The sequence below is a fragment of the Paeniglutamicibacter sulfureus genome, assembly GCF_039535115.1.
Lineage (GTDB): Bacteria > Actinomycetota > Actinomycetes > Actinomycetales > Micrococcaceae > Paeniglutamicibacter > Paeniglutamicibacter sulfureus.
This window is the reverse complement of record NZ_BAAAWO010000001.1, coordinates 2,808,183-2,834,567: the sequence shown is the minus strand read 5'-3', so window position 1 is coordinate 2,834,567 and position 26,385 is coordinate 2,808,183. Positions and strand designations below refer to the sequence as shown.

Sequence of the window (26,385 nt, the reverse complement as noted above, 5' to 3'; positions counted from 1 at the left end):
CGCACGATCCACAGAAAGCCGGACACCCCCCCCATGAAGCGCCGCCTGCCGCAGATATCCGAACTTCGCTCGCTGATGAACTTCGAGCCCGTCACCCTGGACAGGCGGGCGGCACGACTGGCCAAGGCCGCCGACGTGTGGGACCTGCGCGCCATCGCCAAGCGGCGCACCCCCACACCGGCGTTCGACTACGTCGACGGCGCGGCCCAGCGCGAGCTGACCTACCGCCGCTCCCGGGAGGTACTCGACTCGATCGAGCTGATTCCGCGCATCCTGCACGGCACCGCGAAGGCGGATTTGTCCACCACCATTGCCGGTGCGTCCTCGGCACTGCCCTTCGGCATCGCCCCGACCGGGTTCACCCGGTTCATGCATGCCGAGGGGGAGACCGGCGCGGTGCGCGCCGCCGCGGCCGCCGGCATCCCGTTCTCCCTGTCCACCATGGGCACCCGCTCGCTGGAGGAGGTCGCCGAGGCGGCACCGGAGTCCCGCCGCTGGTTCCAGCTCTACCTGTGGAAGGACCGCGAGAAGTCGCGCCAGCTGCTGGAGCGTGCCAGGACCGCGGGCTATGACACCCTGCTGGTCACCGTCGACACTCCCGTGGCCGGCCAGCGCCTGCGCGATGCCCGCAACGGCATGGTCATCCCGCCCAAGCTGAACCTTAAAACGGTGCTGGATGCCTCCTACCGCCCCGAATGGTGGTTCAACTTCCTGACCACCGACTCGTTGAAGTTCGCCTCGCTGTCCAACAGCGCCACCGACCTGCCCACCCTGATCAACTCGATGTTCGACCCGACGCTCTCCTTCGCCGACCTGGAATGGATCCGCTCGATCTGGGACGGCAAGCTCTTCGTCAAGGGGGTGCTCACGACCGAGGACGCGCGCAAGTCCGTTGACGCCGGGGCCGACGGACTGGTGGTCTCCAACCACGGCGGTCGCCAGCTGGACCGTGCCCCGGTCTCCTTCGAAGCGCTGTCCGAGGTGCGTGCCGAAGTCGGTGCGGGGGTGGAGATCATCCTGGACTCGGGCATCATGTCCGGTGCCGACATCGTCGCCTCGCTCTGCGCCGGGGCCGACTTCGTCCTCATTGGCCGCGCCTACCTCTACGGGCTGATGGCAGGTGGCGAGCAAGGCGTCGCGCGGGTCATCGAACTGCTGGCCAAGGAAATCGAGGTCAACATGCAGCTCATGGGAGCGGCCACGATCGCCGACCTCGGCCCGGGGTTGATCCGTCGGCGGCCCGGGCGCGAATGAGGCCGGAGGTTCCATCGCCGGTAGACTTGTGGACGTGCCTGCAGTAAAAATCCCCGCAACCATTGCCGCCGAAGTAGCCACCCCAGTGATGGGGCGCGCCGCGACGGCCGCCGGTTTTGCGCTCGTGTCCATATTCTGGCCCGCCGCCAACAACCAGGTGCTGGCCTACTCGTTGGCTGCCTTCATGGTGATCAGCGCAAAGTTCCTCTGGGACTATGCCAGCGTCCCGAGCGCCCCGAAGTCCGTGCGCGGGCTCTATGCGGGTTCCGCGGTGGCCATGATCCTCGCGGGCCTGGTCATGGCGTTCCGTCCCGAGACCCTTGTGGTCGCGATCGCCGGGGCCGCCGCGTGGATCCTCGCCGGCGCACTGGAAATCGTGGTCTTCATTCGGCACCGCGCCGAGTTCGTCCCGTTCAAGGATCAGCTGGTCACCGGCTTCGTGTCCCTGGGCGCGGGGGCGTCGCTGCTGATGGGTCTGCACTTGGACGCCCACGGATTGCTCGGTCTGGCAGGCGGTGGCGCCATTATCCTGGCGGTGTTCGTACTGATCTCGGCCTTCGGCCTGCGCCATGCCGCGAAGGAACCCGAGACCGGGCTTTGGAGCTAGAATAAATGTTGAACCAAAAACCTGTAGGAGGGCCTTTCGTGGGCAACACCCCAGCCGAGAAAAAATCTTGGCAGCAGAGCATCAAGGCACCCCTTTCCTTCTCCTTGGTCATGGGCATCGTTGCCGGCGTCATTGCCACCATTTCGTCAACCGGTGGCTCGGATAACCCGTTGCGTATCGACATCGGGCTTGTGGCCTTTGGCGTCGCCTTCGTCGCGTGCTTGTTGATTATTTCCGTGATGACCATGGCGGGCAAGGAAAACCCCGAGGAAATGGGAACCGGATCCGGAGTCAACCGCTCGTCGGAAACCCCGGACGCGAAGCCCAAGAAGAAGAACTAGATAAACCACGCTTTTGGACGATGCCGCCCGGGAATCCCGGGCGGCATCGTTGGTTAACCGGCGGTGGCGGTGAAGAAAGTGCGGGCGTCGATTTCTTGGCAACCTTGTTGCAACAAGGCTTCTTCCCAGTCCCTCACGGCGACCGGACGTACATCGCTTCCGCACGGCGGCGCTGACGGGCGCCTTCATTTTCGCGCGTGGTCTTTTGGTGTTTGTCCCGATGATCAAGGGCTCCGAGCACAGGTTCAGGCGCCGGCAAGGCTTTCCCGCAGGATAGATCCGTGAAGGCCAGGTGGTTGCCTCCACGGCATGGCTTGTGCTGCTGACGGGCTAGAGCGCGGGCTCGGCGCCGTCGCGCCCGCCCCAGCGATCCAGGAATTCGTCGTGGTCCAGCTCCTCGAGGTCCGAGCGGACCATCGCCACCATTGACTCGGCATCCTCGATGCTGCCCGCATTGATGCGCAGCACCTCGGCTTTGTTGTCGATCCGGTGGACGACGACGGCAGCACCGACTGCGTCGGATCCGGCTCCGCCGAAGAAGCCATTGACCAGCGCGGCGGCCCAGCGGGCGGCGGCTCTTGCCGGGCCGTCATGGGACTTCTCCAGGTCGACTTCGTACTCGTCAGCGGCGTGTGGTTGCGGGGCTTCTTCGCTGTTCACGGTGGCTCCTCCGATCGGCGGGCCTAATACACTTTCGGCCCTGGCTCCAGTGTATGTTCACAGCCCGGGTTTTTGCTCGGATTTTCGCTGGCGGTATGCGCGCACGTGCTCCCGGTTGGCACAGTTGCCGGTGTCGCAATAGCGCTTCGAACGATTCCTCGAGAGGTCCAACAGCACCGCCTCGCAGTCCTCGGCCGCACAGGCCCGCAGGCGCGACAATTCGCCCGAACGCAACACATCCACCAGGGCCATGGCGGCTTCCACCGCCATGCGCTCGCTCAGTGGCGCCTCCGGCGTGGTGGCGTGGATGTGGTATTCCCACCCGTCGTGCTTGACCAATTGCGGCAGGGCGCGGGCGTTGCGCAGGATGTTGTTGACCCTGTCCACGGCCTCCTCCTCGGAGGCGGACCACAGCTTGCGCAGCTGGGAGCGCAGTTGGCGTACCGAGCGCAGCTCCGCGTCATTGTGGGTCCGAGAGCCGGTGAACCCCTGCTCGTTGAGGAACTCGTTGAGGTCGGCACGCGTGAGCAGCCCGTCGGAAGCTTGGACTGATGAGTTGATGAGGGCAACGACAGTGCCCAGGGCAACCTCTGTGTCAGGGGCAAAGATCAATGTGACTCCTGTGGTGCACTGTGGATTGACGGGGAAACCCCCGTGGATCTAGTGTCATGATCATACATAATTTTACTCCTGACAGTCGTTGCGGCCACAAGCCCCCTTCGCGCGTCGGGCCGACTTTGCCAAGGAGCGTATCGCCGTGCCAAGAGAAGAAATCCCCACACAGTTGGCACAGCTGTCACCCCCTGCAGTCCCGGTGTCGTCCTCGCGCCCACGCCTGGGCGGCGTCGGCATTGCGCTGTTTTCATCGGCGGTCTTCGGCCTGTCTGGTTCGTTCGCCAAGTCGCTGCTGGAGGCGGGCTGGAGTCCCGCCGCGGCGGTGACGCTGCGCATGGCAGGCGCAGCACTGGTGTTGCTGATTCCCACGCTGCTGATCATGCGTGGCAAGTGGTCGCTGCTGGCCCGCAACTGGAAGTCGATCCTGCTCTTTGGGCTTTTCGGCGTCGGCGCCTGCCAATTCTGCTATTTCCTGGCCGTCGAAAGACTCGATGTGGGAGTGGCGCTGCTGCTGGAGTACCTGGCCCCCGTGCTGATCGTGCTCTTTCTGTGGGTTCGCCACCGCAGGACTCCCAAGGCCATGACGATCGGTGGCGCGCTCCTTGCCCTCGCCGGCCTGGTCGCCGTCCTGGATCTGGCGGGTGAGACGCGCGTTGACCCGATTGGGGTGCTCTGGGGACTGGGTGCTGCCGTAGGTTTGACGGTCTACTTCTTCGTCAGCGCCCGAGCCGATGGCGCACTGCCTCCAATCGTGCTGGCCACCGGCGGGCTGCTTGTGGGGGCAGCGGCCATGGGAATTCTGGGTGTGGTCGGCCTGCTGGACATGCAGGTGAGGTTCGTGCCCGTGAAGCTGGCCAGTTGGGAAACCCAGTGGTGGGTGGCACTGGGCGGACTGGTGCTGTTCTCCACGGTCATCGCTTATGTCACCGGCATCATGGCAGCCCGGACACTGGGCTCGAAGCTTGCTTCCTTCATCTCGCTCACCGAGGTGCTTTTCGCCGTGCTGTGGGCGTGGCTTCTGCTGGGTGAGCTGCCCGCAGGAGTCCAGTTGCTCGGAGGACTGTTGATCGTCGGCGGCGTGCTGCTGGTACGGGCCGACGAATTGCGCAGCCGGTAGCCAGCGCGGCCAACACGCAAGGCCGGTGTGCAGCCGCAGTGCCCCAGACGGGAAGCGCTGCCGCCACACACCGGCCTCGTCGTGGCTCGGACGTTGCTACTTGCGCCCAAAGCTGCGCAGTCGCAGTGAGTTGGCGACCACCAGCACGGAGCTGGCGGCCATGGCAGCCCCGGCAATCATCGGGTTCAGGAACCCGAGTGCCGCCACCGGGATGCCGGCGGTGTTGTAGACGAAGGCCCAGAACAGGTTCATCTTGATGGTGCCCAGCGTCTTGCGGGACAGCTCGATGGACTGGGCCACCTGGTTGAGGTCATTGCCCATGATGGTCAGGTCCGCAGCCTCGATGGCGACGTCGGTTCCCGATCCCATGGCGATCCCGAGGTCCGCCTGGGCGAGTGCCGGAGCGTCGTTGACCCCGTCGCCGACCATGGCAACGACCCGGCCCTCGGCCTGCAGCTTGCGCACGGCCTGGGCCTTGCCCTCGGGGAAGACATCGGCAAAGACATCGGCCTCGGCAATGCCGACCCGGGATGCAACCTGCGCGGCCACTGCGGCATTGTCGCCGGTCAACAGCACCGGGCGCAGTCCCAGTTCCTTCAGCCGGGCAATCGCCGCCTCGGAGGACTCCTTGATGGTGTCGGAGAGGTTGACCAGTCCGGCGAAGGCGCCGTCGACACCGATCATGATGGCGGTGGCACCGGTTTGCTGGGCCTCGCGCAGTCTCAGGTGGTCTGACTCGTTGAGCTGGACTCCGTTTTCCCGCATCCAGCTCGACCGTCCCGCAACCACGGTCCGGTCTCCAATGCGGGCCTTGACCCCGCCACCGGGGGCGGAGGTGAACGCTGTGGCCTTTGCCAACGGTGCCTCTGCACGCGCCGCCGCAACGATGGCGTGGGCAATGGGGTGCTCTGAACCCGATTCCGCGGCGCCGGCCAGGGCCAGCAGCGTGGCGGCATCGAAACCGGCGGCCGGGACGGTGGAAGTGACCGCGAGGTTGCCCTCGGTGATGGTTCCGGTCTTGTCCAGCAATACGGTGTCGATCTTGCGGGTGTCCTCCAAGACCTGTGGTCCGCGGATCAAGATGCCCAGTTGGGCCCCGCGTCCGGACCCCACCAGCAGGCCGATGGGGGTAGCCAGGCCCAGCGCGCAGGGGCAGGCGATGACCAGCACCGCGACTGAGGCGGCAACCGCGGCGTTGATATCCCCGGTGAATACCAGCCACAACACGAAGGTCAGCACAGCAATGGCCAGCACGATCGGAACGAAGACGGCGGAGATCCTATCGGCGAGCCGGGCGATGGGGGCCTTGCCGGTCTGCGCCTGGGAAACCAGTCGGCCCATCTGGGCCAGGGTGGTGTCCTTGCCGACCCGGGTGGCGCGCACCAGCAGGCGGCCGGAAGTGTTGATGGTGGCGCCGGTGACGGTGTCTTCCGGTCCGACCTCGACAGGCACCGATTCTCCGGTGACCAGTGCCGTGTCCACGGCGGAGTGGCCGGTGACCACGAAGCCGTCGGTGGCGATCTTTTCACCCGGGCGCACCACGAACTCGTCGCCGGGCACCAGTTCGGCGGCGGGGATCTTCGTTTCGACACCATCGCGCAGCACGACGGCTTCCTTCGCGCCGAGGTCCAGCAGCGTCTTCAGTGCGTCCCCGGCCTTCGACTTGGCGCGCGCCTCCAGAAAGCGTCCCAAAAGCAGGAACGTCGCCACGACGCCTGCGGTCTCGAAGTACAGGGCGTGTTCGCTCATCGGCATGCCGATGTGGGCGGTCAGCATCGGGTCAACCGCCAATTGCCACAGGGAGAAGAAGTACGCGGCGAGCACCCCGATCGACACCAGCGTGTCCATCGTGGAGGCCAGGTGCCGCGCATTGATCGCGGCGGCGCGGTGGAACGGCCAGGCCGACCAGAAGACTACGGGCGTGGCCAGAACCAACGCGACCCAACCCCAGTGGGGGAACTGCGCCGCAGGGATCATGGAAATGATGAACAACGGAACCGTGAAGATCGCGGCACCAACCAGTCGCTTCTTCAGGTCGTTTCCGCCGTGCCCGGTGATGTGGTCCGTGCGCGGGGCCTTGGGCGGTTCGACAGTGCCGATGGAAGCCGACTGCGCCTGGGAAGGCGCGGCGGCATAGCGGTCGGCCTTCAGGCTGGCCTGGTATCCGGCTGACTCCACGGTCGCAATGATCTGCTCGTCGCTGATGGATTCCGGGACCGTGATCCGCGCCGATTCCAGCGGCAGGTTCACCAGGGCCTCGACGCCGTCGATCTTGCCGAGCTTGCGCTCAACCCGTCCCACGCACGATGCGCAGGTCATGCCCTGGATATCTAGTTCTATGATGCGTTGGTTGGCGGGGAAGGTTGTTTCGTTGCTCATCTTTTCCGTTCCTGGGGCGGGCGATGGTCCGTGCATCTGGGTGCTCGCCCCGTGCGTTGGCAATCGGGAGTGGGCCTAGGCGTCTGTGGAGACGACGGTGTAGCCGGCCTCCTGGACTGCCTGGGTCAGCACTGCGTTATCCACCTGTGAGTTGGTGGTGACGTTGGCGGTCGAGGTGCCTCCTGCGGAGAGGAAGACCTCTACATTGGTGACGCCTTCAACTTCGCGCAGTTCCTCGGTGACGGATGCGACGCAGTGGCCGCAGGTCATGCCGTCGATCTTTAGGGTGATGTTGTTCTGGCTCATGATGCCCTCCGGTCGCGTGGTGATGGTGAGTCCTTCATTCGAGTTGCATCCGCAGCTCCCGCCGCAGCAACCGCCGTTAGATGTATCGCTCATGTTTTCTCCTGGGGAGTGGTTTCTTGGGTGTGTGGAATTCAGGGATCGCGTGTGCCCCCCTAGCGCAGCCCCCCTAGCGCAGCAGTCGGCCAATGGCCGTGGTGACCTCCGCGACCTTCTCGTCCACAAAGGACTGGTCGCCGGTTTCGATGCTCTGCGCTGCGGCGTTCACGACGCAATGGGAGACGTGTTCTTCGACTAGGCCGAGGCTGACCTTGTGCAGGGCAGCGTTGATGGCGGAGATCTGCGTGAGGATGTCGATGCAGTACTTGTCTCCATTGACCATCCGATTGACGCCGCGGACCTGGCCCTCGATGCGGTTGAGGCGCTTCAGCAGCGCTTCCTTGTTGGCTGTGTATCCGTGGCCGACATGCTCGTCGATCGGAAGGGTGATGTTTTCCATACCCCAAATAATACCCCCTGAGGGTATTAAGTCAAGTACCCCCATGGGGTATCCGATTTGTGCCGGGTTGATAGTTTTGGATCATGCAGATCAACGAGAACCAGCCCTTCGTCCCTGTCATTTTGGGCGGTGACATCGGCGCGTACTCGTTGGCGCGCGAGTTCCACGAGCAGTACGACGTGCTTTCGGTGGTCGTCCCCTCGGTGATGACCGGCATTACCGAGCACTCGCGGGTCCTGGTGCCGCGGCCCTTCGCCCGGCAGGACGATCCGGCGGCGTTCGCCGCCTTCGTGTCCGGGCTGGGACGCGAATTCGGCGGCACCAACGGTGCCAAGCGGCCGCTGTTGCTCTTGGGTGCCGCCGACCAGCACATCCGCTTCATCGCCACCCATGCCCAAGAGCTCGCCGAATGGTTCACCATCCCCTATGTGGGCAATGCGGAGTTGGACCGGGCCACGGAAAAGGATGCTTTCTACGAACTTTGCCGCGACCTTGGCGTCAGCTACCCGGCCACCGTGGTCCACGACTGTGCCGGGGCATCCGCGGATCCGGTGGCTCTTGAGGCGGAGCTTGCCGCCGAGGGGGTTCCGTTCCCGGCCATCGTAAAGCCCTCGGACGGAGTGGCCTGGGGTGCACTGGAGTTCGCGGGCAAGAAGAAGGTCCACACCGTCGCATCGCTGGCGGAATTGACTGAGCTCATCGCCAACGCCTCCAACGCCGGGTACGCCGGCACCTTGGTCATCCAGGACCTGATCCCGGGCGATGACAGCGGCATGCACCTGGCCACGTTCTTCAGCGACCGAAGCGGCAAGGTCCGATTTGTCTCCTGCGGGCGGGTCATCGTCGAGGAGCATGCCCCCGGCGCGCTGGGAAACTCCGCTGCCATTGTCACTCAGCCCAACGAGACGGCGGTTGCCGAAGGGTCCCGGTTGCTCGACGCCCTCGGCTGGACCGGCTTTTCCATGTTCGACATGAAGTTGGACCCGCGCGACGGGACCTACAAGTTCTTCGAACTGAACCCGCGCCTGGGCCGCAACCACTTCTATATCACCGCTGCCGGCCACAACGTGACGCGCTTCTACGTCGAGGAATACCTTCGCGGCGGATTATCCGGGGGAGCGGAGCTAGAGGTCGCGGAGAACTTCCACCTCTACAACATCCTCCCGCTGCGCCTTTTGCGTCGCTACCTTCCGGGCGACATGAAGAACGAGGTCGAGGAACTCATTTCGGCCAAGCGCTATAGCCACCCGCTGTACTACAAGAAAGAAACCAATCCCCGCCGCTGGTTCTACATCCTGGTGAGCACGGTAAACCACTACCGCAAGTTCAAGCGCCACCACCCGGCATCCTAGAGTTCCCCTCCCCTTCGGGCGTAGAGTGATTGCACTTTAGTTCCGCAAGGTTCAAGGGAGAAAAACATGGGTGACTACAAGTTGTACACGGATGCCGAGCGCGCCACCTACTTGGCGCCTTCCTGCGAACGATGCGGGCAGCATCGCCATATCGTGTGGGAGGACAAGGGCGAGAACGAGGCCCATTGGGCACCACGCGATGCAGGTTGTTCCAACGAGGCCTGCACGGGGTGACCCTGGAGGCCCCTGCACCGGAAACCACGAGGCAGTCGTTCCTTGCGACCTATGGAGCGCAAGGAACGACTGCCTCTTCTTTTCAGGTTCCTTAGGACCCGGGGGCCGATGACATGTCCATCCAGCCCACTTCCCACTCGTGGCCGTCGGGATCCAGGAAGGCCACCGAGTACATGCCCGGGAACTCCTCCGCTGCCTCGCGGTAGATGGTTCCGCCATGTTCAAGTGCGCGGCGTGCGTACTCGTCGACTTCCTCACGGGTTTCCCCGCTGATGGCATTGAGCACCTCACGCGGGCCGGCGCCGTAGGTGGGTTTGTCTCCGTTGCGCAGGAACGAGGAGTAGAACTCCTCGGTGAGCACCATGACCCAGATGGTCTCGGTGATCATCCATGCGGAGGCCACGTCGTTGGAAAAGTCGGTGTTCTTTTCAAATCCCAGCCCGGCATAAAACGCATCCGAGGCAGTGAGGTCCTTGGTGGGAAGATTGACGAAAATCATGCGGGCCATGGGGCCGGCTCCTTTGCTTGGGGGAAAGGGGGTGCATGGGCGTGAAGTGCGAAACCGTCACGAACCCATAATGCTCGGGCCATGGGGGTCGGGGCAAGGGTTGCGGGATCCCTGCGCTTGCACGGGGAATGTGGTGACCGCCGTGGGTGCATTTGGGGTTCAGCTGACCAGGAATCTCACCTAAGCTGGGGAGCGCATGGTGAAGGGGATCACACTGGGTGTCAGTCGGTACTCCACGCCTTGGCTCCTTGTTCCCCGGAAGGTGAAAAATGCGTCTCAATTCTCCGGCATCGCCGGCACTGCAGCGCAGTGCGCTGGCGGCCCACGAGACGCTGGGAATCGGGGCGCTCGACCACGTGGCTTGGAAATTGCGCGACGTTGTTCGCGAATCATGGCTGCGGTCCCTGGAATACAAGGGCAAGGCCGAATCCAACGCCCACACGGTGCTCAGCGACGATGCCCTGCGCGAATTGCGGAGCACCTCGCCGTTGCGGCTTGTTCTTCCGGTTTTTGACCGGCTCCTTCTCGAACCGGCACGGGAGACCGGGTTGATCCTGGCCATCGGGGATCCCACGGGACGCCTACTCTGGGTCAAAGGAGACAGCCAGGCCTTGCAGGACGCCGAATCCATGGCTTTTGTGCCCGGTGCCGATTGGTCCGAACGCACAGTGGGTACCTCGGCGCCGGGCACGGCGCTTGCCACCCGAGGCGGAGTGCAGGTTTCAGGTGCGGAACACTTCGACCCCATTGCCCAACGCTGGAGCTGCACAGCTGTCCCCATCCATGCGCCAGGCACCGGGGAAATACTCGGCGTCGTGGACATTACCGGCGGCGAGGAAGCCGTCGCCGCACATTCACTGGCACTCCTGAAAGCGGCGGTGGCGGCGGCCGAGTCCGAGTTGCGCTGGCACCAGGAAAAAGTCGAACCGTCGCAAAGGTCCTTTATTGTTCCTTCGGCCTCCCGGGTGAAATCCGAACCGGTATCGAGGTCAATGCTTCGGCTGACCTCCGGCGCCGGAGCGGAGCTCCACCGCGGCGACAAGGTCATTGATCTAAGTACCAGGCACGCGGAACTGCTCGCGTTGCTGAGTTGGCATCCCCGCGGGCTAACCGGCGAGGAATTGGTCGAGTTGTTGCATCTCAATCCCGATGCCGCCGATGTGGGAACGCTCCGGGCGGAAATGGTCAGATTGCGCAAGGTCTTGGCGGAATTCGATCCACTGCTGGTACCCCTTTCTCGCCCGTATCGGCTCGGGAGTATGCCGCAAAGCGACGCCCGGGAGGTGCTGCTAGCCATAGAAGGCGGTGACCTCGACGCAGCGTTGGCCCATTTTGCGGGTCCGGTCCTCCCGCGCTCGCAGGCCCCGGGCATCGAGGTGATCCGAGACGAGGTCTTTGCCGCCCTGCGGCAGGGGATGCTGCAGGATGGCACCGATGCGCAACTTCTTCGCTTCCTGGAGCTGCCCGAGGTGCAGGACGACGAGGAGGTCCTCGGAACCACGTTGCAGGTGCTGCCCGCCCGCTCGCCCCGCCGGGCCATGGTGGTTGCCGCGCTTGAACGGCTCGAAACCCGTTCTTAGTCGGTGAACATCGGCGGGGTGTAGCCGGCGGTGCGCAGTTCGGGGTGCCAGTACAGGTTTCGTTCCGGGTCTCCGCGGGGCTGCCCGGCCCGGGCAATGACGTACGGGATCCCGTTGACCATTCTTAGGGTGATCAGGCCGGAATGGACCTGCAGATGATGGAAAGCGCAGGTCAGACATCCATTGTCCACGCTGGTGGGCCCGCCCTCCTGCCAGGGCTTCACATGGTGGGCCTCGGTGGTTGCGGCAGGACGGTGGCAGCCGGGGACCACGCAGCCGCGGTCGCGGATGGCCAGGGCCTTGCGCTGCGCCGGGGAGAAGCTGCGTGCCTCCCGTCCCAGATCTAGGATCTCCCCCTCGGTGCCGAGCACCGCGGGGAGGATGTCGCCGTTGCAGGCGAGGCGGCGGATGCTCGCGGCGGAGATCGGGCGGCCGTGGTCGGTGATCCCGGCGTCCTCGCATTGGCCCAGCAGGGCGCGGTAATCGATCAGCACCCCGACCTTCACGCGCAGGCCCCCGGATTCGGGGACGCCGGTGCCGTTCAGGGTGCCGCTGATGGCGGCGATTACCCCGTCCAACAGCAGTTGGGGGGCGGTGCGCGGGTCGCGGGCCTCCCACCACGTCGAGGTGTCCCAGGGTTTGGCGGTGGGGTTCGCAGCATTCGTGCCGTCGGCGGTGGCGGGGGGTCCGCACGCCCATTCGCTTCGCGGGACCAGGTCCGGGCTCGTGCCCGGGGCCACTGCCCACTCGGGCGCGGGCATGCCGACCGGAGCGGCGGCGTCGGAGACCTGCGCTGCGTCGGGACCCGGGCCGCTGGCGCCCGTGGTGCCGGTGCCGGGATCGATGGCGAGACCGCCGGTAGAGGCGGAGGCGGGCGGGAGCTTGTCGGAGCGCGGGTTGGTCCAGGCCTCGGCGAAGGCGAGGATCGTTTCGGAGTCGATGGGGTCGCAGCGCAACAGGTACTCGTCGCAGCCGTCGCGGTAACCGCGGTAAACCATGCCGCGCTTGGCCAGGATCTCCTCGTCGGTGATCGGGGCGCCGTTCTCCGCCAGATAGGTGCCCCAGTCGGCGAGAGCCTTGTGGGAGTGCCTCGGCTCCCGGGTGCGGGCCTCGTGGACCAGGGATTCTTCGATGGCGGTGTTCAGGTTCGCCGCGTCGGGTCGTTCGGCGATGCGCGGCTGCATCGACTCCAGCCGCCCGGCCAGCTGCGCCAGGGTGCCCACGTCGGCGGACCCGTCGGCCGCGGCCCCGGCCAGCAGCGGGAACAGGGGCGCCGACACGCGTGCTGCGGGTTCATCTGGCGACCGGCGGTCCTGGCCATGGTCGGGAGACTCCGGCGGGGTGGGTGCCGGTGCGACGAGCAAACGGCCGCCGGTGATCCGGCGGCGGGCTTCGGTGGCCGAGATGTGCAGGTGCGCCTGCAACCAGGAGGCGGTGTCGCGGTGCGGTGCCATCCCCGGGCATATCCGTTCAGGAGGAACTTCCGCGGTGCCCTCGGCCAAGGCGCCGGGGTCGGCGGCCAGCGCGTCGATGGCGGCCGCGGTGTCCGGGTCCAGCCGGTGCACCTGGTTCGCATCGGCTCGGAAGGCGGTGCGCAGCTGCTCGTAGGCGATCGCCCGGTTCCCCTGTTCCAGCAGGCCCAGCAACAGTGCGGCGGATGCCGCGTCCGGCTCCAGCCCGTCGAGCTCCCGCTGCGCGGCACGCAACCGGGCCACCGCGTCGGCGAGGTGGCGGATCGCGGTGTCGGTGCGCGCATGCCCCCTCGGGGGGATCGGTGCAGCGGAAGTCCTCATGCGCTCGAGTGTGCTCCGCCCACGACCCGGGCCGCTGCCGGAACGGGGAAATGTGGGGGAGAGTGGACGCGGGCAACTGTGGCGGCGGGCGAAACGGGTCATGGTGCAACGTGGATTGCCGGCACATGACGGGTGCCGGGGATAGTTCGGAGGTGCCCGGCGCCGTGGAAGGGACTGATGCAACCTTGCCGCAACGTTGGTGTGAGTAGGCTCACGTCCAGAGTCGCACCACACCACCGATTGCAAGGAGTCGTCATGACGGTCTACGCCAACCCCAACACCGAGGGTTCCCTGGTCCAGTTCAAGTCCCGCTACGAGCACTACATCGGGGGCCAGTGGGTCGCCCCGATCAAGGGCGAGTACTTCGAGAACATCACCCCGGTCACCGGCAAGGGCTTCTGCGAGGTCGGCCGCGGCACCGCCGAGGACATCGAGGCCGCCCTTGACGCGGCAGAGGCCGCAGCCGGACCCTGGGGCAAGACCAGTCCGGCGGCACGCGCCGTGATCCTGAACAAGATCGCGGACCGCATCGAGGAAAACCTGGAGATGCTCGCAGTCGCCGAGACCTGGGACAACGGCAAGGCGGTGCGTGAGACCATCAACGCCGACATGCCGCTGGCCGTCGACCACTTCCGCTACTTCGCCGGCGCCATCCGCGCCCAGGAGGGCGGCCTCTCGCAGATCGACGAGCACACCACCGCCTACCACTTCCACGAGCCGCTCGGCGTGGTCGGGCAGATCATCCCCTGGAACTTCCCGATCCTCATGGCCGTGTGGAAGCTGGCCCCGGCCTTGGCGGCGGGTAACGCCATCGTGCTCAAGCCCGCCGAGCAGACCCCGGTCTCGATCCTGGTGCTCATGGAACTGATCGGCGACCTGCTCCCGGCCGGCGTGCTGAACGTGGTCAACGGCTTCGGCGTCGAGGCCGGCAAGCCGCTGGCCTCCAACAAACGCATCCGCAAGATCGCCTTCACCGGCGAGACCACCACCGGCCGGCTGATCATGCAGTACGCCTCCGAGAACCTCATCCCCGTCACCCTGGAACTCGGCGGCAAGTCCCCGAACATCTTCTTCGAGGACGTCGCGGCCAAGGACGACGCGTTCTACGACAAGGCCAAGGAAGGCTTCACCATGTTCGCGCTGAACCAGGGCGAGGTCTGCACCGCCCCCTCGCGCGCCCTGGTCCAGGAATCCATCTACGACACGTTCATGGCCGACGTCGTGGAGCGCACGCAGGCCATCAAGCAGGGCAACCCGCTGGACACCGAGACCATGATGGGTGCCCAGGCCTCCAACGACCAGCTGGAAAAGATCCTCTCCTACCTGGACATCGGCAAGGCCGAGGGCGCCAAGGTGCTCACCGGCGGCGGCCGCGCCGAACTCGAGGGCGACCTGGCCGGCGGTTACTACGTGCAGCCGACCATCTTCGAGGGCCACAACAAGATGCGCGTCTTCCAGGAAGAGATCTTCGGCCCCGTCGTCTCGGTCGCCAAGTTCTCCGGCTACGAGGACGCCATCGAGATCGCCAACGACACCCTCTACGGGCTGGGCTCGGGGGTGTGGAGCCGCAACGGCAACACCGCATACCGCGCAGGCCGCGACATCCAGGCCGGCCGCGTCTGGGTCAACCAGTACCACGCCTACCCGGCGCACTCGGCGTTCGGCGGCTACAAGTCCTCGGGCATCGGGCGCGAAAACCACAAGATGATGCTGGACCACTACCAGCAGACCAAGAACCTGCTGGTCTCCTACTCCGAGAACAAGCTCGGTTTCTTCTAAACCGCCCTGGGGTCGGCGGCCGGAAAGCCGCCGACCCCTCCAATGCGCACCACCCCCGCACGTGAGCACCACCCGCTTTCCGCCCTGCTTCCGTGGTGCGTGATCAGGGGCCAGTCACCTTCCGGTGCACGAACCCCCTGTCCCCGCGCCATCAACCAATGACAAGGAAATACTGATGAGCACCATGCGCGCAGCCATAGTCGAGAACTTCGGCGACGAACTCACCGTTGGAACCACCGAGATCCCCGAGCCAGGCCCTGGCCAGGCGCTGGTCAAGGTCATCGCCTCCGGCGTTTGCCACACCGACCTCCACGCCGCCGAGGGCGACTGGCCCATCAAGCCGATCCTCCCGCTGGTCCCCGGACACGAGGGCGTCGGCAACGTCGTGAAGATCGGCGAAGGCGTCACCGAGGTCAAGGTCGGCGACCTGGTCGGCAACGCCTGGCTCGCCAGCGCCTGCGGCAGCTGCGAGTACTGCGGCACCGGCTGGGAAACCCTCTGCGAGTCGCAGCAGAACGGCGGATACTCTCTCAACGGTTCCTTCGGCGAATACATGCTGGTGGATGCGAAGTTCGCCGCACACATCCCCGAGGGTTCGGACCCGTACGAGATCGCCCCGGTGCTCTGCGCCGGCGTGACCGTCTACAAGGGCCTGAAGCAGACGGAAGTGAAGCCCGGCCAGTGGGTCGTCATCTCCGGCATCGGCGGGCTCGGGCACATCGCAGTGCAGTACGCGGTCGCCATGGGCATGCGGGTCGCCGCGGTAGACGTCGCCGAGGAAAAACTGGCCCTGGCCCGCAGCCACGGCGCCGAGGTCACCGTCAACGCGTTCGCGCAAGACCCGGCCGAGGCCATCCAGGCGGCCACCGGCGGCGCCCACGGGGTGCTCGTCACCGCGGTGCACCCGGCGGCATTCGGCCAAGCCATCGGCATGACCCGGCGCGGCGGAACCATCGTGTTCAATGGCCTGCCGCCGGGGGACTTCCCGGCACCGATCTTCGACATCGTGCTCAAGGGCCTGACCATCCGCGGATCAATCGTCGGCACCCGGCAGGACATGGACGAGGCGCTGGAGTTCTACGCCCGCGGCAAGATCAAGCCCACCTTCCACACCCGCCCGCTTGAGGACGTCAACGCGGTCTTCGACGAAATGAAGCACGCCAAGATCGATGGCCGCGTGGTCATCGACTACGTCAACAAGTAGCGGACGCCCAGCCCCCTGCCCCGTGGAACCAGGGCAGGGCCAGTGCAGGAACCGTTCCACACCTCCCGCCCGGCACCGATCCCCCAAGACGGTGCCGGGCGGTGGTGTCTGCCATTGGAAACACCCACAAGCACAAGGGAGCACGACCATGGAAAACGTCATCGAGTCGGCGCCGGCGATTGCCGGCGAGGAATTTTCGCGGGTGGCGCTCGGGCAGGAGGCCGCTGACCTGTTGCGCAAGCTCTGGAACCGGCACGGGCCGCTGATGTTCCACCAGTCCGGCGGCTGCTGCGATGGGTCCTCGCCCATGTGCTTCCCGGCCGGGGAGTTCAAGACCGGCGATTCGGACATCCTGCTGGGCACGTTCGCGCTGCCGGACGGCGAGGACGGTGCGTTGGGCTCCCTGGACTTCTGGATGAGCCGGGAGCAGTTCGAGTACTGGAAGCACACCAAGCTGACCATTGATGTGGTTCCCGGACGAGGCTCGGGGTTCTCCGTGGAAGCGCCCGAGGGCAAGAGGTTCCTGATCCGCAGCGAGATCATCGAGTTTCCTGAACGCTAAAGGCGGCTCCCACCCGCAGGAAAGCACCGCAGCGTACCGTCAGGCACGTATCCCGGAAGCTAGGCCGCGGTTTACGTGCAAGCCTTAGGGGGGTAAGCGGCGCCCGGTTTGGCCAACTCCATTGGCAGGCGAAAGCGGGGTCGGGATTGACGGCCAGGGTTCCCTGGATCCCGGTGGCCACGGGGAACGGGTCTCTGCATACCCGGTGTGGCGTCATACCCGGTGTGGCGTCGATTTCGGGTCTCCGGCGATCGCCCGCAACAGAGGTAGATGCTCCGATGAGCGGATTCATTCGGCGACGTTGCAGCTTTCCCGCATGCCAGTCCGCTCCTTCAATGTCGACCACTCTGCCCCCGGATCGCGCCCGGGGCCGTGGGACCCTTCGTAATATAACAAAATGATAACGGTATTTCGGGCCTTTTTCGGGTCCCGCTCGACCCCCGCGCTTCCTTAGTCGCCCATGGGATGCCTCCGAATGGGCCGGCAGCCCCGGCGTTGGCCGATTCTTGTCAAATCCCCGGACTCGGGGTTGAGTTCTGCTGACATATGGCTACGTTGGAATGGATGGTTGAAGAACTCGAAAACACATTGTCCGAGGCAACATTCCGCCAACCAGCAGTATCCGACGGCCGCGCCCTGTGGCAGATGGCCCACGACAGCCAAGTACTGGACGTGAACACTTCGTACGCGTACCTGCTCTGGGCCCGCGACTTCGCCGAGACGTCGCTCATCGCCGAAATCGACGGTGCCCCGGCCGGCTTCGTCACCGGCTACCTGCGCCCCGAGGACCCGGGAACACTCATGGTGTGGCAGGTCGCCGTGGGTGCCGACTTCCAGCAGCGCGGCCTGGCTGCGGCCATGCTCGACGAATTGGCAACACGCAGCGGCGCGGAACTGCTCGAGACCACGGTCACCGATGACAACGCGCCTTCCAACCGGCTGTTCACCCGTTTCGCCGAACGGCACGGTGCCGAACTGACCCGGACGGCGTTGTTTACCCCCGAGCTCTACCCGGACGACCACGACACCGAGTACCTGTACAGGATCGGCCCGCTGGGGCATGGCACCAATTCACCGGTGCCTGAACTGGCTGCCGCCGGAAGCCGCTAGCGGCACCATTTCCTGACCACGCCGTATCCATTGCGGCCAGCGGGCGGCCCGACCTGCCCGCACCACCATCAGTATCTTCGCACCGAGGCCAGCTCCTTCGAGGACCGGCCGCAGCTTTGTCATACCTATTGAAGGGAAAGACCATGAGCAATATTTTTGAAACCCTGGAATCCGAAGTCCGCAGCTACTGCCGCAGCTGGCCCGTCGTGTTCACGCACGCCAAAGGCGCCACGCAGACTTCCGAGGACGGGACCGAGTACCTGGACTTCTTCTCCGGCGCCGGCGCCCTGAACTACGGGCACAACAACCCCGCGCTGACCAAGCCGTTGCTGGACTACCTTTCCAGCGGCGCGGTCGTCCACTCGATGGACATGATGACCCCGGCCAAGCGAGAGTTCCTTGTGACGTTCCAGGAACTGATCCTCAAGCCGCGCCACCTTGACTACAAGGTCATGTTCCCGGGCCCGACCGGCACCAACACGGTGGAGGCCGCCCTGAAGCTGGCCCGCAAGGTCACCGGGCGCCAGCACATCCTCTCCTTCACCAACGCGTTCCACGGCATGACCCTGGGCTCGCTGTCGGTCACCGGCAACTCGCTCAAGCGCAAGGGCGCCGGCATCCCGCTGACCAACAGCTCCAAGATCCCCTACGATGACTACTTCGACGGCACCACCGCCGACTTCATGTGGCTCGAGCGGGTCCTGGAGGATTCGGGCTCCGGCGTGGACAAGCCGGCCGCCGTGATCGTCGAAACCGTGCAGGGCGAAGGCGGCCTGCGTGCCGCCCGCATCGAATGGCTGCGCAGCCTCGCGGCGCTGCTCAAGCGCCACGACATCCTGCTGATCGTCGACGATGTCCAGGCCGGATGCGGCCGCACCGGCACCTTCTTCAGCTTCGAGGAAGCCGGGATCGAGCCGGACATCGTATGCGTCTCCAAGTCGATCTCCGGCTACGGGCTGCCGATGGCGTTGACGCTGTTCCGTCCGGAACTGGATGTCTGGGAGCCGGGCGAGCACAACGGAACCTTCCGCGGCCACAACCCGGCCTTCGTCACCGCCACCGCCGCGCTGCGCACCTACTGGGCCGACGACAAGTTCCAGCAGCAGCTGGCGGGCACCATCGAGACGCTGCACCGCGGACTCGAGGAAATCGCTGGCACCGTCGAGGGCGCGGGCCTCCGCGGCCGCGGCCTGCTCGTGGGCATCATCTTCCCGGATCTGGAGACGGCTTCCAAGGTCGCCGCCGAGGCCTTTGCGAACGGACTGCTGGTCGAGACCTCCGGTCCCGATGACGAGGTCGTCAAGCTCATGCCGCCGCTGACCGTCACCGACGAGGAACTGGGCCGCGGCCTGGCGATCCTCGCCGCGGCAGTGCGCACCGTCGCCGGCACCCCGGCGCTGGCCTCCGCCTAATCACCCCCCCGACTTCCATGGCCGGCAACGGCCGCCGAGTACACTATCGATCCCCTTGGAGGACACATGCTGGTTACCAACCTGAACGACCTGAACGACACCGACCGCGACGTCAAGTCGGAGACCTGGCGCAGCCGCCGCATGGTGCTTGCGGGGGAGGGCGTCGGCTTCTCCTTCCACGACACCGTGATCTACGCCGGGACCACCTCGACGTTCCACTATGCCAACCACATCGAGGCCGTGTACTGCGTGCAGGGCGAGGGGACGCTGACCAACGAGGAGACCGGTGAGGTGCACCAGTTGGGCGACGGCACCATGTACCTGCTCAACGGCAATGAGAAGCACACCGTGCGCGCCACCACCGAGCTGCGCATGGCCTGCGTGTTCAACCCGCCGGTGACGGGCCGCGAGATCCACGACGAGAACGGCGTCTACCCGCTGATCGTCGAAGAGGCGGTTTCGGCTTCCTGACCCGCATCGGGGGGCCATTCGCCCCCCGTGGACTTGCCTGCCCCACGGGGCAGGGCAGTGCGATGTGCCGGCCCCGAAGGGTCCGGCACATCCGTGTCTGCGCGGTACGGCGCAGACAAGTTAAAAAACCGAGGAGGAACGGACATGACGGAGACATTGCGTCGCCACCACGATGCGTATCCAACACGAACAGGCAGCAACTACATGGTGCTTGATCGCCCGGGCCCGGTGGCCTGGGGAACCGCGGCCGATGGACCCATTGACGCGCAGACCCTGCAGGGTTTCGAGTCCAAGGGCTATCTGGCCATCGACCAGCTGGTGGACCCCGAGGAGTTGGAGGTTCTCCGGGTGGAGCTGCGCCGGATGTCGGAAGACCCGTCGGTGAGGGCCGACGAGCGGACCATCATCGAGGCGAAGTCCCAGGAGGTGCGCTCGATCTTCGACGTGCATCGGACCAGCGAGGTCTTCAAGAAGATCGCCAACGACCCCCGCGTGGTGGGCCGGGCCCGGCAGATCCTGGGCTCGGAGGTCTATATCCACCAGTCCCGGGTGAACTTCAAGCCGGGCTTCGAGGGCAAGGAATTCTCCTGGCACTCGGACTTCGAGACCTGGCACGCCGAGGACGGCATGCCGGACCCGCGGGCGGTGAGCATCTCGATCTCGCTGACCGACAACTACACGTTCAACGGGCCGTTGATGATCATGCCCGGCTCGCACAAGAAGTTCATTTCCTGCGGTGGCGAAACGCCGGAGGACAACTACAAGAAGTCCCTCATCATGCAGGGAGCAGGAACCCCTGACAAGGAGACGCTGACCCGGTTCGCCGATGAATACGGGATTGACGTGCTCGAGGGCAAGGCCGGCGGGGCAGTGATGTTCGATTCGAACTGCATGCACGCCTCGAACGGCAACGTGAGCCCGTACCCGCGCTCGAACATCTTCATCGTGTTCAACAGCGTCGAAAACACGTTGGTCGAACCGTTCGGCGCGGACCAGCCGCGCCCGGACTACATCGGGGTCCGGGACTTCACCCCGGCCGGCTAGCTCCGGCGTCCGGCTTCGGGCCGTTCCCAGGACTCGATGTCCCCGGGGACGGCCCCGAAGGCGGGGTGCAGCCGGGGCGGGTCAGCCGCTGCCAACAGGGCCTGGCGATCCGGATCGCGCACCGCCAGCTTGCCCAGCAGGTGCTCGCGCTCGTAGCCGACCTGACCGGCGGTGACCGTCAGCAGGCGGATCGGGCCGCGGGCAGGCGGGCGCAAAACCAACGCCCGGTTGAAGTTGTAGCCGCGCGCATCTGCCTCCAGGGCGATGCCCTCGAGGTAGTTTCCGACCGCGGCGAGTGGATCTTCCGTGGCCCGGAAACGCTGTAATTGCGGGTGGTTCCGGTAGCCCGTGGTCTTTCCGTCCAACACCTTCTGCGCCAACAGGGTCTCCCGCCAGCAGGCGAGCAGGCCCTTGGTGTCCAGGTATTGGGGGTGCAGGCTCCATAGGCGCATCCACCCATCCTAGCGATGCGTCGGAAACACCGGGCCCCCCGGTGCCGTAAACAACAGCGGACTTTCCACGCGGCTCTGGTGCAATGATGGGATGAATGAAGAAATCTCACGCGAAAATGCAGGCCGGGTGACAGATGGGCCCTTCGAACTCTCCTTGCAATTGCGCTGGTCGGACATGGACGCGCTGGGGCACGTCAACAACGCGCGAATTGTGACACTCATGGAAGAGGCAAGGCTGCGTTGGTCACGACCCGATGCGCACACCGGGCGGTTCGAATTCGGTTTGGTCGTGGCCTCGCTGCAGGTGGACTACCTCCGCCCGGTTCTCTATCGGCCGGAGATCCGCATTCGGGTCGGGGTGGTGCGCATCGGCACCAAGTCTTTCACTGTGCGCCACTCCGGTTATATGGACGGCCAGCCGGTGTTTGACGGGACCACGGTGATGGTTCCACTAGCCGAGGACGGGGTGTCATCGCGAGCGCTGAGCAAGCCGGAGCGCGGCTGGCTTGAGAGTTCGCTGATCCAGGCCCGGACCTGATTTTCCGCACCGAAGGTTTACCGTAGCGGATCTCTTGCGCCAGAAGATCTCGGGTTCGGTGAAGACGCTTGGGCGATATCCTCTCCACGCCCTCGGATTCCGATCGCAAGCATTTTCGTTCGGCGGTACCCGGTGGAGAATTGACCCATGCTTAAGGCATCCAACAGCTACCTCTGGGCTCTCGTCGTTGCCCTGTATTTTCTGGAGTACGGGGTATGGCAGCTTGCCACTGATGAATTCGGGGCCGGGGTCATTTTCACGGTGATGGCGCTCGTATGGGTTGCGCTTGCCAGAGTGCAGTATCGCAAAACTCGCGCGAAAAAGCCGAAAATGAATCCGGCGGACCGCAGGTCGGATCGATGACTCCACGGCACATGCCGTCTAATTGTCGAAGTCGACTGCACGGAAGGCTGATCCTACGGGAGCAACTGCGCGCAAATTTTCCATCACCGCCAGATTCACTTGCCATAGTGGCAAGTGACCATTACTCTTTCCACTATGGAAAGTAACTTAAGGGGTTCGTCGCCAGAAGAGGCGGCAAATGCCCTGGACACGCTGGCGTTCGACCGTAAGCGCCTCGCAGCGAGCCTTCAGACACCGTGGGTACTCTTGGCCGCTTTCGGAGCCGTAGGCGCGTGGTGGGTCTCAACGGCTGCGACCACCAACCCCGGTGAGAACTATGACCCGCCCTCCAGCAGCTGGCTGGCTCTCGTCGGGGCACTTGTGGTGGCACACCTAATCAGGCGCGAGACCGGTGTTGGCTTTCGCACTATGGGCGCGCATGCCAGCTGGGCTCTGGGCGGGATCGTTGCCAGCTGTCTTGCGCTCTTCAGCGTCTCACTCGGCTTCGTCTCGTTCGGTCTGCGGTGGCCGGTCGCATTGGCTAGCTTGGCCGCGTTTGCAACGACAACGTGGTTGGCCGGTGTCGCCTATCGGTCGGCGGTGGAGTTGTTGGCACGTGAACGAGGCTAGGTTCGATGACGTCATCCACGCCCCCGTGCGGTTGCGCATCTGCGGACTCCTGCGTCGGGTCGACCGTCTCGACTTCGCAGTGCTGCGAGATGCGCTGGAGATCGCTGACGCCACGCTTTCCAAACACGTGAAGATCCTCGCCTCGGCAGGCTACGTCTCTTCTGGCAAAGCAGCATCCTCGGATCGCAGCGACGCTCGCCAGATCACTTGGTTGTCCCTCACCGGGGCGGGGAGGTCCGCCTTCGACGCACACGTGCGGGAACTTCGGAAGATCGCGGGGCCATCCAGCTGAAAGCGGAGGCCCGGCACGCGGATCCCGGCACACCGGACCGGTGGTCGTACTTCGGTTAGGCATTCGGAAAGCAAGGAGTCAAACGAATGCGCAAAGCGCCATTTTGGCTCGTTGGTTTTTGAGCGCCAGGCCCGGGACAACGTCAGTATCATGGAGACACTCTCGATGAGTTGAGGACGCCAAGACGAAGACACCTGAGCCAGCAGGGGGGAGCCCGATCGTGACAAACGACAAAACACCGGACACCACCCCGGACGGACACCACCTCATCATCAATGGGAGAAAGTGGAGAGCGAGCGATCCCTCCATCCCTCCGAAACTTCGTCAGGAACTCGTCGAGGAACTTATGGCCGCCCGACGAGCCGTCAAGGCCCATGAGAGCGAGGCTCGGGCACGAGTCAATGATGCAAAGATCGCGCTGGGTGAGCGCGGCCAACCTTGGTGGGAGGCGCCCGAGCCCCAGGCCTTCGATGAAAGAATTTCTGCGACCATCCGAGCACTTCTGCGCAAGCGCATAGACTCGTCGATTTGCCCGAGCGAAGTCGCCCGAATCGTGAGTGGTAAGGGGGATGCTTGGCGAGACCACATGAGCGATGTCCGTCGTGTCGCGTCCGAGATGGCTTGCCACGGCGAGATCGTTGCAACCCAGAAGGGTATCCCGGTGGAAGCTGACAACGTTCGTGGTCCCATTCGCCTTAAGCGCGGTACCTCGGTTGGGGACATTCCCTCTAGCACCCGGTCCGAGTAGCCGAAGTCCATACCCGCATGCAGGAATCGATTTCATGTGAGAGGGACTTCGCGTGCTGGTTCGGACCCGTACGAACGGCGTATCCCCGTGCTCGGACGACAGATTGCAGTCGCGACGGGGGGACAGCCCCTATCGAGGCCTGATCACAGATCGGTAGGCATCCGCGCTACCCGATTCATGATGTTCCGCCATCGTCACTTCCCAGCCGGACCCGAAACAGTGCTCGAGAGAGATTGACCAAGGCCAACGGGAAACTCCTTTCGTACGGGGACGGGCAATACCCGGCTGGCGGATCGATCTTGGCGTTCGCGCTAGTTTCCCTAGATTGACCGATACCGGTCCATCTAGGGTTCACAAGGTGTAGAGGCCGGCGACTGGGAACTCGAGAGGTTGTTTCCAAGGCGACATTATGCAGCTTCTGGTTCCGGTAATCCCACGCATTGCGAAGGAACTCGAAGGATTCGGTCGCTGACCAATGGCTCGAATCGACTGTTCTAGATTTCGCGAGAATCCCCGGGAGACAGACGATCTTGGAAAACCTCGTCATATTCCATAACGGTCAACGCGGCAATCTGAACTGCTTCAATCAGTGCCAATTCCGCTGCGCGGACATACGTGCTTTGGTGTTCGCTTTGCTCATCAACGACGCGCACATACCCATCTAGATAGGGAAGCACTTCAACGGCGTCGATCCCTGACTCTCGAAACCCATTGCAGACTATTCCCATTATTGAGGAAGCATCCATGCTGCGCAGGGCAGAGGACCACAGAAATGCAGCGACAGCCTCAAGAGCCGCACGCGGATGCTCGGTCTTTTCAACATCCCCTGACGGTTTGCGCACGAGGGCCGCCCGGTCATCGAGCAACTGGCGAATTATGCCTGGACGATAGAACTCGTTGGATGGTCCGATAAGACTGCCAAACCGGGCAGCCAGCATGTGAGCTGTAGAAAAATTTTCCGGATCTAATCGGTCAGGCTGCATTCGAATCTCCTGATTTCTTGTCGGAATTTCGGTTATGCACCAGAACATCAGCTAACGTATCCGAACTCAAGGTTTCGGAAGTCTCTTCCTGGAAACGAAGCTCAACTGCCGCTCAAGTCCGCAGGGCAGCGGCACTCAACCGCGTTTTTCCCCTAGTATCCAGAGATCGGCGAGGAGACTCGGCGGAACAGCGTCTTCAGTTTCGCGTGGGTCTGGGCCGATGATCAGAGGAACGGGCGCAGCGGGATGAGGATGGTTTCGCTGATCGGCGCGGCGAAGTTCCGTTCCTTCCACTCAGTCAGTGTCAGTTCCCTGCAGTTTGTGCTGTCGATTTCGAAGATCTTTTCCATGTCGGCTGCGAATGCCCGGTCGTGGATCTCCAAGTTCGTTTCGTAGTTCCCGGTCAGGCTCAGCCGGTCGATGTTGGCGGTGCCGATCGTGGACCAGTGGCCGTCGATGGTGGCGGTCTTGGCGTGGATCATCGCGTTGCGGTAGAGCAGGACGGTCACTCCTTCGCGTAGCAAGGATGTGTAGAACCCCCGGGAGAGCCAGTCCGCAAGGACGTGGTTTGAGTCTTCCGGCTGGATAAGCCTGACGTCGACGCCCCTCTTGCTGGCAGCGATCAGGGCGCGCAGGATTTGCTTGTCCGGGATGAAGTAGGCCGTGGTGATGTAAACGTGGCTCTGCGCGCGGTTGATCGCTTCCAAGTAGATGCCCCGGATCGGGTACACCAGGTGGGCCGGGATGTTGTTCACCGTCCGGATATGTGGGTCCCACGACTGCGGGGGGTGGTGCGGGATCTCCGGCTCTGCGCACACGGTATTCCAGACGCCCACAAAGGCCTGGCGCAGGTCCCACACGGAGGGACCAGTGATCCGCACATGGGTGTCGCGCCATTCGGTGGCGTACAGGTCCCCGATGTTGTATCCGCCCACGAAGCCGGTCTCGTCGTCCACGACCAATAGCTTGCGGTGGTCCAGCCCGGTGCTGCGCAGCGGGGTGAACAACCTGGACGGGCGCAGGACCGGGAAGCGGTAGACGTGGATTTTCGGGTGGAACCGGTAAAAAGATTGCGGAACAACGAGGTTGGCGAATCCGTCGTAGACGACGAAGACCTCCACGCCGCGCTCGGCGGCTTCGGCCAGCGCCTCCTTAAACCGCCTCCCGGTGTCGTCGGACTTCCAGATGAACGTCTCCAGGAAAACCCGGGTCTTGGCGCCCCGGATGGCGGCCAGCATATCGGCGTAGAGGTCTTCGCCGTAGGTGTAGATGGTCACCTCCGAATCCGCGACGCGTCCTTCGAATACCCCGGGCTGTGGGAAATTCGGGCGCTTCGTCCTTTGCCGGTGCTTGAAGGCATCGTAGAGGACCAAGGCGCCGACTACGGCGGCCTGCACGGCCAGGAACGCCATGACGAGTCGCGTGACCGACTTTTTCGCCGCGACTACTACGGGATCAGGTATCTCGGGAAGCATGACCCCAGCATAGCGGCGGGAGAATGCCGTGCGGTGCCACAGATGACGCAGGCTGTGACTGTGGACGTGGCCAGCCGCGGATTGCCAATGTGGCGTGGCCC

General features: G+C 64.4%; 27 protein-coding genes. 17 read left to right on the top strand and 10 right to left on the bottom strand.

Going from position 1 to position 26,385, the window contains the following annotated elements; genetic code table 11:
* The first annotated feature begins 33 nt into the window (after window positions 1-33).
* The 3 genes from ABD687_RS12930 to ABD687_RS12920 are packed head-to-tail and all read left to right on the top strand — an operon-like array spanning window position 34 to window position 2,202.
* A complete protein-coding gene (locus ABD687_RS12930; RefSeq protein WP_302263770.1) occupies window positions 34-1,254 on the top strand; it encodes an alpha-hydroxy acid oxidase in 1,221 nt (406 codons plus the stop codon).
* A 34-nt stretch (window positions 1,255-1,288) separates the two neighbouring features.
* Window positions 1,289-1,861: a hypothetical protein gene (locus tag ABD687_RS12925; RefSeq protein WP_302263771.1), complete on the top strand. Its 573-nt coding sequence runs from the start codon at window positions 1,289-1,291 to the stop codon at window positions 1,859-1,861.
* 38 nt (window positions 1,862-1,899) lie between these two features.
* On the top strand, window positions 1,900-2,202 hold the full coding sequence (locus tag ABD687_RS12920) for a hypothetical protein (RefSeq protein WP_264271336.1): 303 nt from the start codon (window positions 1,900-1,902) through the stop codon (window positions 2,200-2,202).
* 330 nt (window positions 2,203-2,532) lie between these two features.
* On the opposite strand, the gene ABD687_RS12915 is transcribed toward ABD687_RS12920, so the two are convergent.
* Together ABD687_RS12915 and ABD687_RS12910 are read right to left on the bottom strand one after the other, a co-directional pair.
* Window positions 2,533-2,862, bottom strand: a complete 330-nt coding sequence (locus ABD687_RS12915) for a hypothetical protein (protein WP_302263772.1) — start codon at window positions 2,860-2,862, stop codon at window positions 2,533-2,535.
* 57 nt (window positions 2,863-2,919) lie between these two features.
* The gene (locus tag ABD687_RS12910) at window positions 2,920-3,474 is read right to left on the bottom strand and encodes a CGNR zinc finger domain-containing protein (RefSeq protein WP_302263774.1); all 555 of its coding nucleotides are present in this window, start codon (window positions 3,472-3,474) and stop codon (window positions 2,920-2,922) included.
* A 145-nt stretch (window positions 3,475-3,619) separates the two neighbouring features.
* Between ABD687_RS12910 and ABD687_RS12905 the strand changes: the two genes are divergently transcribed.
* Window positions 3,620-4,594 carry an EamA family transporter gene (locus ABD687_RS12905; protein WP_377700281.1) on the top strand — a complete coding sequence of 325 codons (975 nt, stop codon included), beginning with the start codon at window positions 3,620-3,622 and terminating at the stop codon, window positions 4,592-4,594.
* A 96-nt stretch (window positions 4,595-4,690) separates the two neighbouring features.
* On the opposite strand, the gene ABD687_RS12900 is transcribed toward ABD687_RS12905, so the two are convergent.
* The 3 genes from ABD687_RS12900 to ABD687_RS12890 form a co-directional block, all read right to left on the bottom strand.
* Complete coding sequence (locus ABD687_RS12900) at window positions 4,691-6,973, bottom strand: heavy metal translocating P-type ATPase (RefSeq protein WP_302263775.1); 2,283 nt, start codon at window positions 6,971-6,973, stop codon at window positions 4,691-4,693.
* 75 nt (window positions 6,974-7,048) lie between these two features.
* Window positions 7,049-7,372: a heavy-metal-associated domain-containing protein gene (locus tag ABD687_RS12895; RefSeq protein WP_302263776.1), complete on the bottom strand. Its 324-nt coding sequence runs from the start codon at window positions 7,370-7,372 to the stop codon at window positions 7,049-7,051.
* Window positions 7,373-7,445: 73 nt separating this feature from the next.
* Entirely contained in the window at window positions 7,446-7,775 is a 330-nt protein-coding gene (locus tag ABD687_RS12890; RefSeq protein WP_310290596.1) for a metal-sensitive transcriptional regulator, read from the bottom strand.
* Between the two features lie 83 nt (window positions 7,776-7,858).
* Here ABD687_RS12890 and ABD687_RS12885 point away from each other — a divergent pair, with 83 nt between their 5' ends.
* A complete protein-coding gene (locus ABD687_RS12885) occupies window positions 7,859-9,127 on the top strand; it encodes a carboxylate--amine ligase (RefSeq protein ID WP_302263778.1) in 1,269 nt (422 codons plus the stop codon).
* A 325-nt stretch (window positions 9,128-9,452) separates the two neighbouring features.
* On the opposite strand, the gene ABD687_RS12880 is transcribed toward ABD687_RS12885, so the two are convergent.
* On the bottom strand, window positions 9,453-9,869 hold the full coding sequence (locus ABD687_RS12880) for a VOC family protein (RefSeq protein WP_302263780.1): 417 nt from the start codon (window positions 9,867-9,869) through the stop codon (window positions 9,453-9,455).
* A 269-nt stretch (window positions 9,870-10,138) separates the two neighbouring features.
* Between ABD687_RS12880 and ABD687_RS12875 the strand changes: the two genes are divergently transcribed.
* A complete protein-coding gene (locus tag ABD687_RS12875; RefSeq protein ID WP_302263782.1) occupies window positions 10,139-11,449 on the top strand; it encodes a helix-turn-helix domain-containing protein in 1,311 nt (436 codons plus the stop codon).
* Here the strand turns inward: ABD687_RS12875 and ABD687_RS12870 are convergent.
* Window positions 11,446-13,242, bottom strand: a complete 1,797-nt coding sequence (locus ABD687_RS12870; protein WP_302263784.1) for an HNH endonuclease signature motif containing protein — start codon at window positions 13,240-13,242, stop codon at window positions 11,446-11,448. The genes ABD687_RS12875 and ABD687_RS12870 overlap by 4 nt on opposite strands.
* 255 nt (window positions 13,243-13,497) lie before the next feature.
* On the opposite strand from ABD687_RS12870, the gene exaC reads away from it, so the two are divergent.
* The 7 genes from exaC (at window position 13,498) to thpD (ending at window position 20,824) form a co-directional block, all read left to right on the top strand.
* Complete coding sequence (exaC, locus tag ABD687_RS12865; RefSeq protein WP_302263786.1) at window positions 13,498-15,021, top strand: acetaldehyde dehydrogenase ExaC; 1,524 nt, start codon at window positions 13,498-13,500, stop codon at window positions 15,019-15,021.
* 175 nt (window positions 15,022-15,196) lie between these two features.
* Window positions 15,197-16,225 (top strand): alcohol dehydrogenase AdhP, encoded by a 1,029-nt coding sequence (adhP, locus tag ABD687_RS12860; RefSeq protein WP_217387020.1) that lies wholly within the window; start codon window positions 15,197-15,199, stop codon window positions 16,223-16,225.
* Window positions 16,226-16,373: 148 nt separating this feature from the next.
* Window positions 16,374-16,787: a DUF779 domain-containing protein gene (locus ABD687_RS12855; RefSeq protein WP_217387021.1), complete on the top strand. Its 414-nt coding sequence runs from the start codon at window positions 16,374-16,376 to the stop codon at window positions 16,785-16,787.
* A gap of 564 nt (window positions 16,788-17,351) precedes the next feature.
* Entirely contained in the window at window positions 17,352-17,897 is a 546-nt protein-coding gene (gene ectA / locus ABD687_RS12850; RefSeq protein WP_254455710.1) for a diaminobutyrate acetyltransferase, read from the top strand.
* A 143-nt stretch (window positions 17,898-18,040) separates the two neighbouring features.
* On the top strand, window positions 18,041-19,309 hold the full coding sequence (gene ectB, locus ABD687_RS12845; RefSeq protein WP_217387023.1) for a diaminobutyrate--2-oxoglutarate transaminase: 1,269 nt from the start codon (window positions 18,041-18,043) through the stop codon (window positions 19,307-19,309).
* Between the two features lie 66 nt (window positions 19,310-19,375).
* Window positions 19,376-19,780 carry an ectoine synthase gene (locus ABD687_RS12840; protein WP_264271322.1) on the top strand — a complete coding sequence of 135 codons (405 nt, stop codon included), beginning with the start codon at window positions 19,376-19,378 and terminating at the stop codon, window positions 19,778-19,780.
* 144 nt (window positions 19,781-19,924) lie between these two features.
* A complete protein-coding gene (gene thpD, locus ABD687_RS12835) occupies window positions 19,925-20,824 on the top strand; it encodes an ectoine hydroxylase (protein ID WP_310290611.1) in 900 nt (299 codons plus the stop codon).
* On the opposite strand, the gene ABD687_RS12830 is transcribed toward thpD, so the two are convergent.
* A complete protein-coding gene (locus tag ABD687_RS12830) occupies window positions 20,821-21,276 on the bottom strand; it encodes a pyrimidine dimer DNA glycosylase/endonuclease V (protein WP_310290614.1) in 456 nt (151 codons plus the stop codon). The two genes, thpD and ABD687_RS12830, sit on opposite strands and share 4 nt — an antisense overlap.
* Before the next feature lie 91 nt (window positions 21,277-21,367).
* Here ABD687_RS12830 and ABD687_RS12825 point away from each other — a divergent pair, with 91 nt between their 5' ends.
* From ABD687_RS12825 to ABD687_RS12810, 4 genes are all read left to right on the top strand, one after another.
* Window positions 21,368-21,814 (top strand): acyl-CoA thioesterase, encoded by a 447-nt coding sequence (locus tag ABD687_RS12825; protein WP_310290616.1) that lies wholly within the window; start codon window positions 21,368-21,370, stop codon window positions 21,812-21,814.
* A 147-nt stretch (window positions 21,815-21,961) separates the two neighbouring features.
* Window positions 21,962-22,177, top strand: coding sequence for a hypothetical protein (locus tag ABD687_RS12820; protein ID WP_264271318.1), 216 nt, complete (start codon window positions 21,962-21,964; stop codon window positions 22,175-22,177).
* A gap of 595 nt (window positions 22,178-22,772) precedes the next feature.
* On the top strand, window positions 22,773-23,078 hold the full coding sequence (locus tag ABD687_RS12815; protein WP_310290617.1) for a transcriptional regulator: 306 nt from the start codon (window positions 22,773-22,775) through the stop codon (window positions 23,076-23,078).
* A 220-nt stretch (window positions 23,079-23,298) separates the two neighbouring features.
* Window positions 23,299-23,826, top strand: a complete 528-nt coding sequence (locus ABD687_RS12810) for a DUF3253 domain-containing protein (RefSeq protein WP_310290622.1) — start codon at window positions 23,299-23,301, stop codon at window positions 23,824-23,826.
* 494 nt (window positions 23,827-24,320) lie between these two features.
* On the opposite strand, the gene ABD687_RS12805 is transcribed toward ABD687_RS12810, so the two are convergent.
* Both ABD687_RS12805 and ABD687_RS12800 read right to left on the bottom strand, forming a co-directional pair.
* The gene (locus ABD687_RS12805; protein ID WP_264271315.1) at window positions 24,321-24,809 is read right to left on the bottom strand and encodes a hypothetical protein; all 489 of its coding nucleotides are present in this window, start codon (window positions 24,807-24,809) and stop codon (window positions 24,321-24,323) included.
* Window positions 24,810-25,033: 224 nt separating this feature from the next.
* Window positions 25,034-26,284 carry a phospholipase D-like domain-containing protein gene (locus ABD687_RS12800; protein WP_302263802.1) on the bottom strand — a complete coding sequence of 417 codons (1,251 nt, stop codon included), beginning with the start codon at window positions 26,282-26,284 and terminating at the stop codon, window positions 25,034-25,036.
* Window positions 26,285-26,385 lie beyond the last annotated feature (101 nt).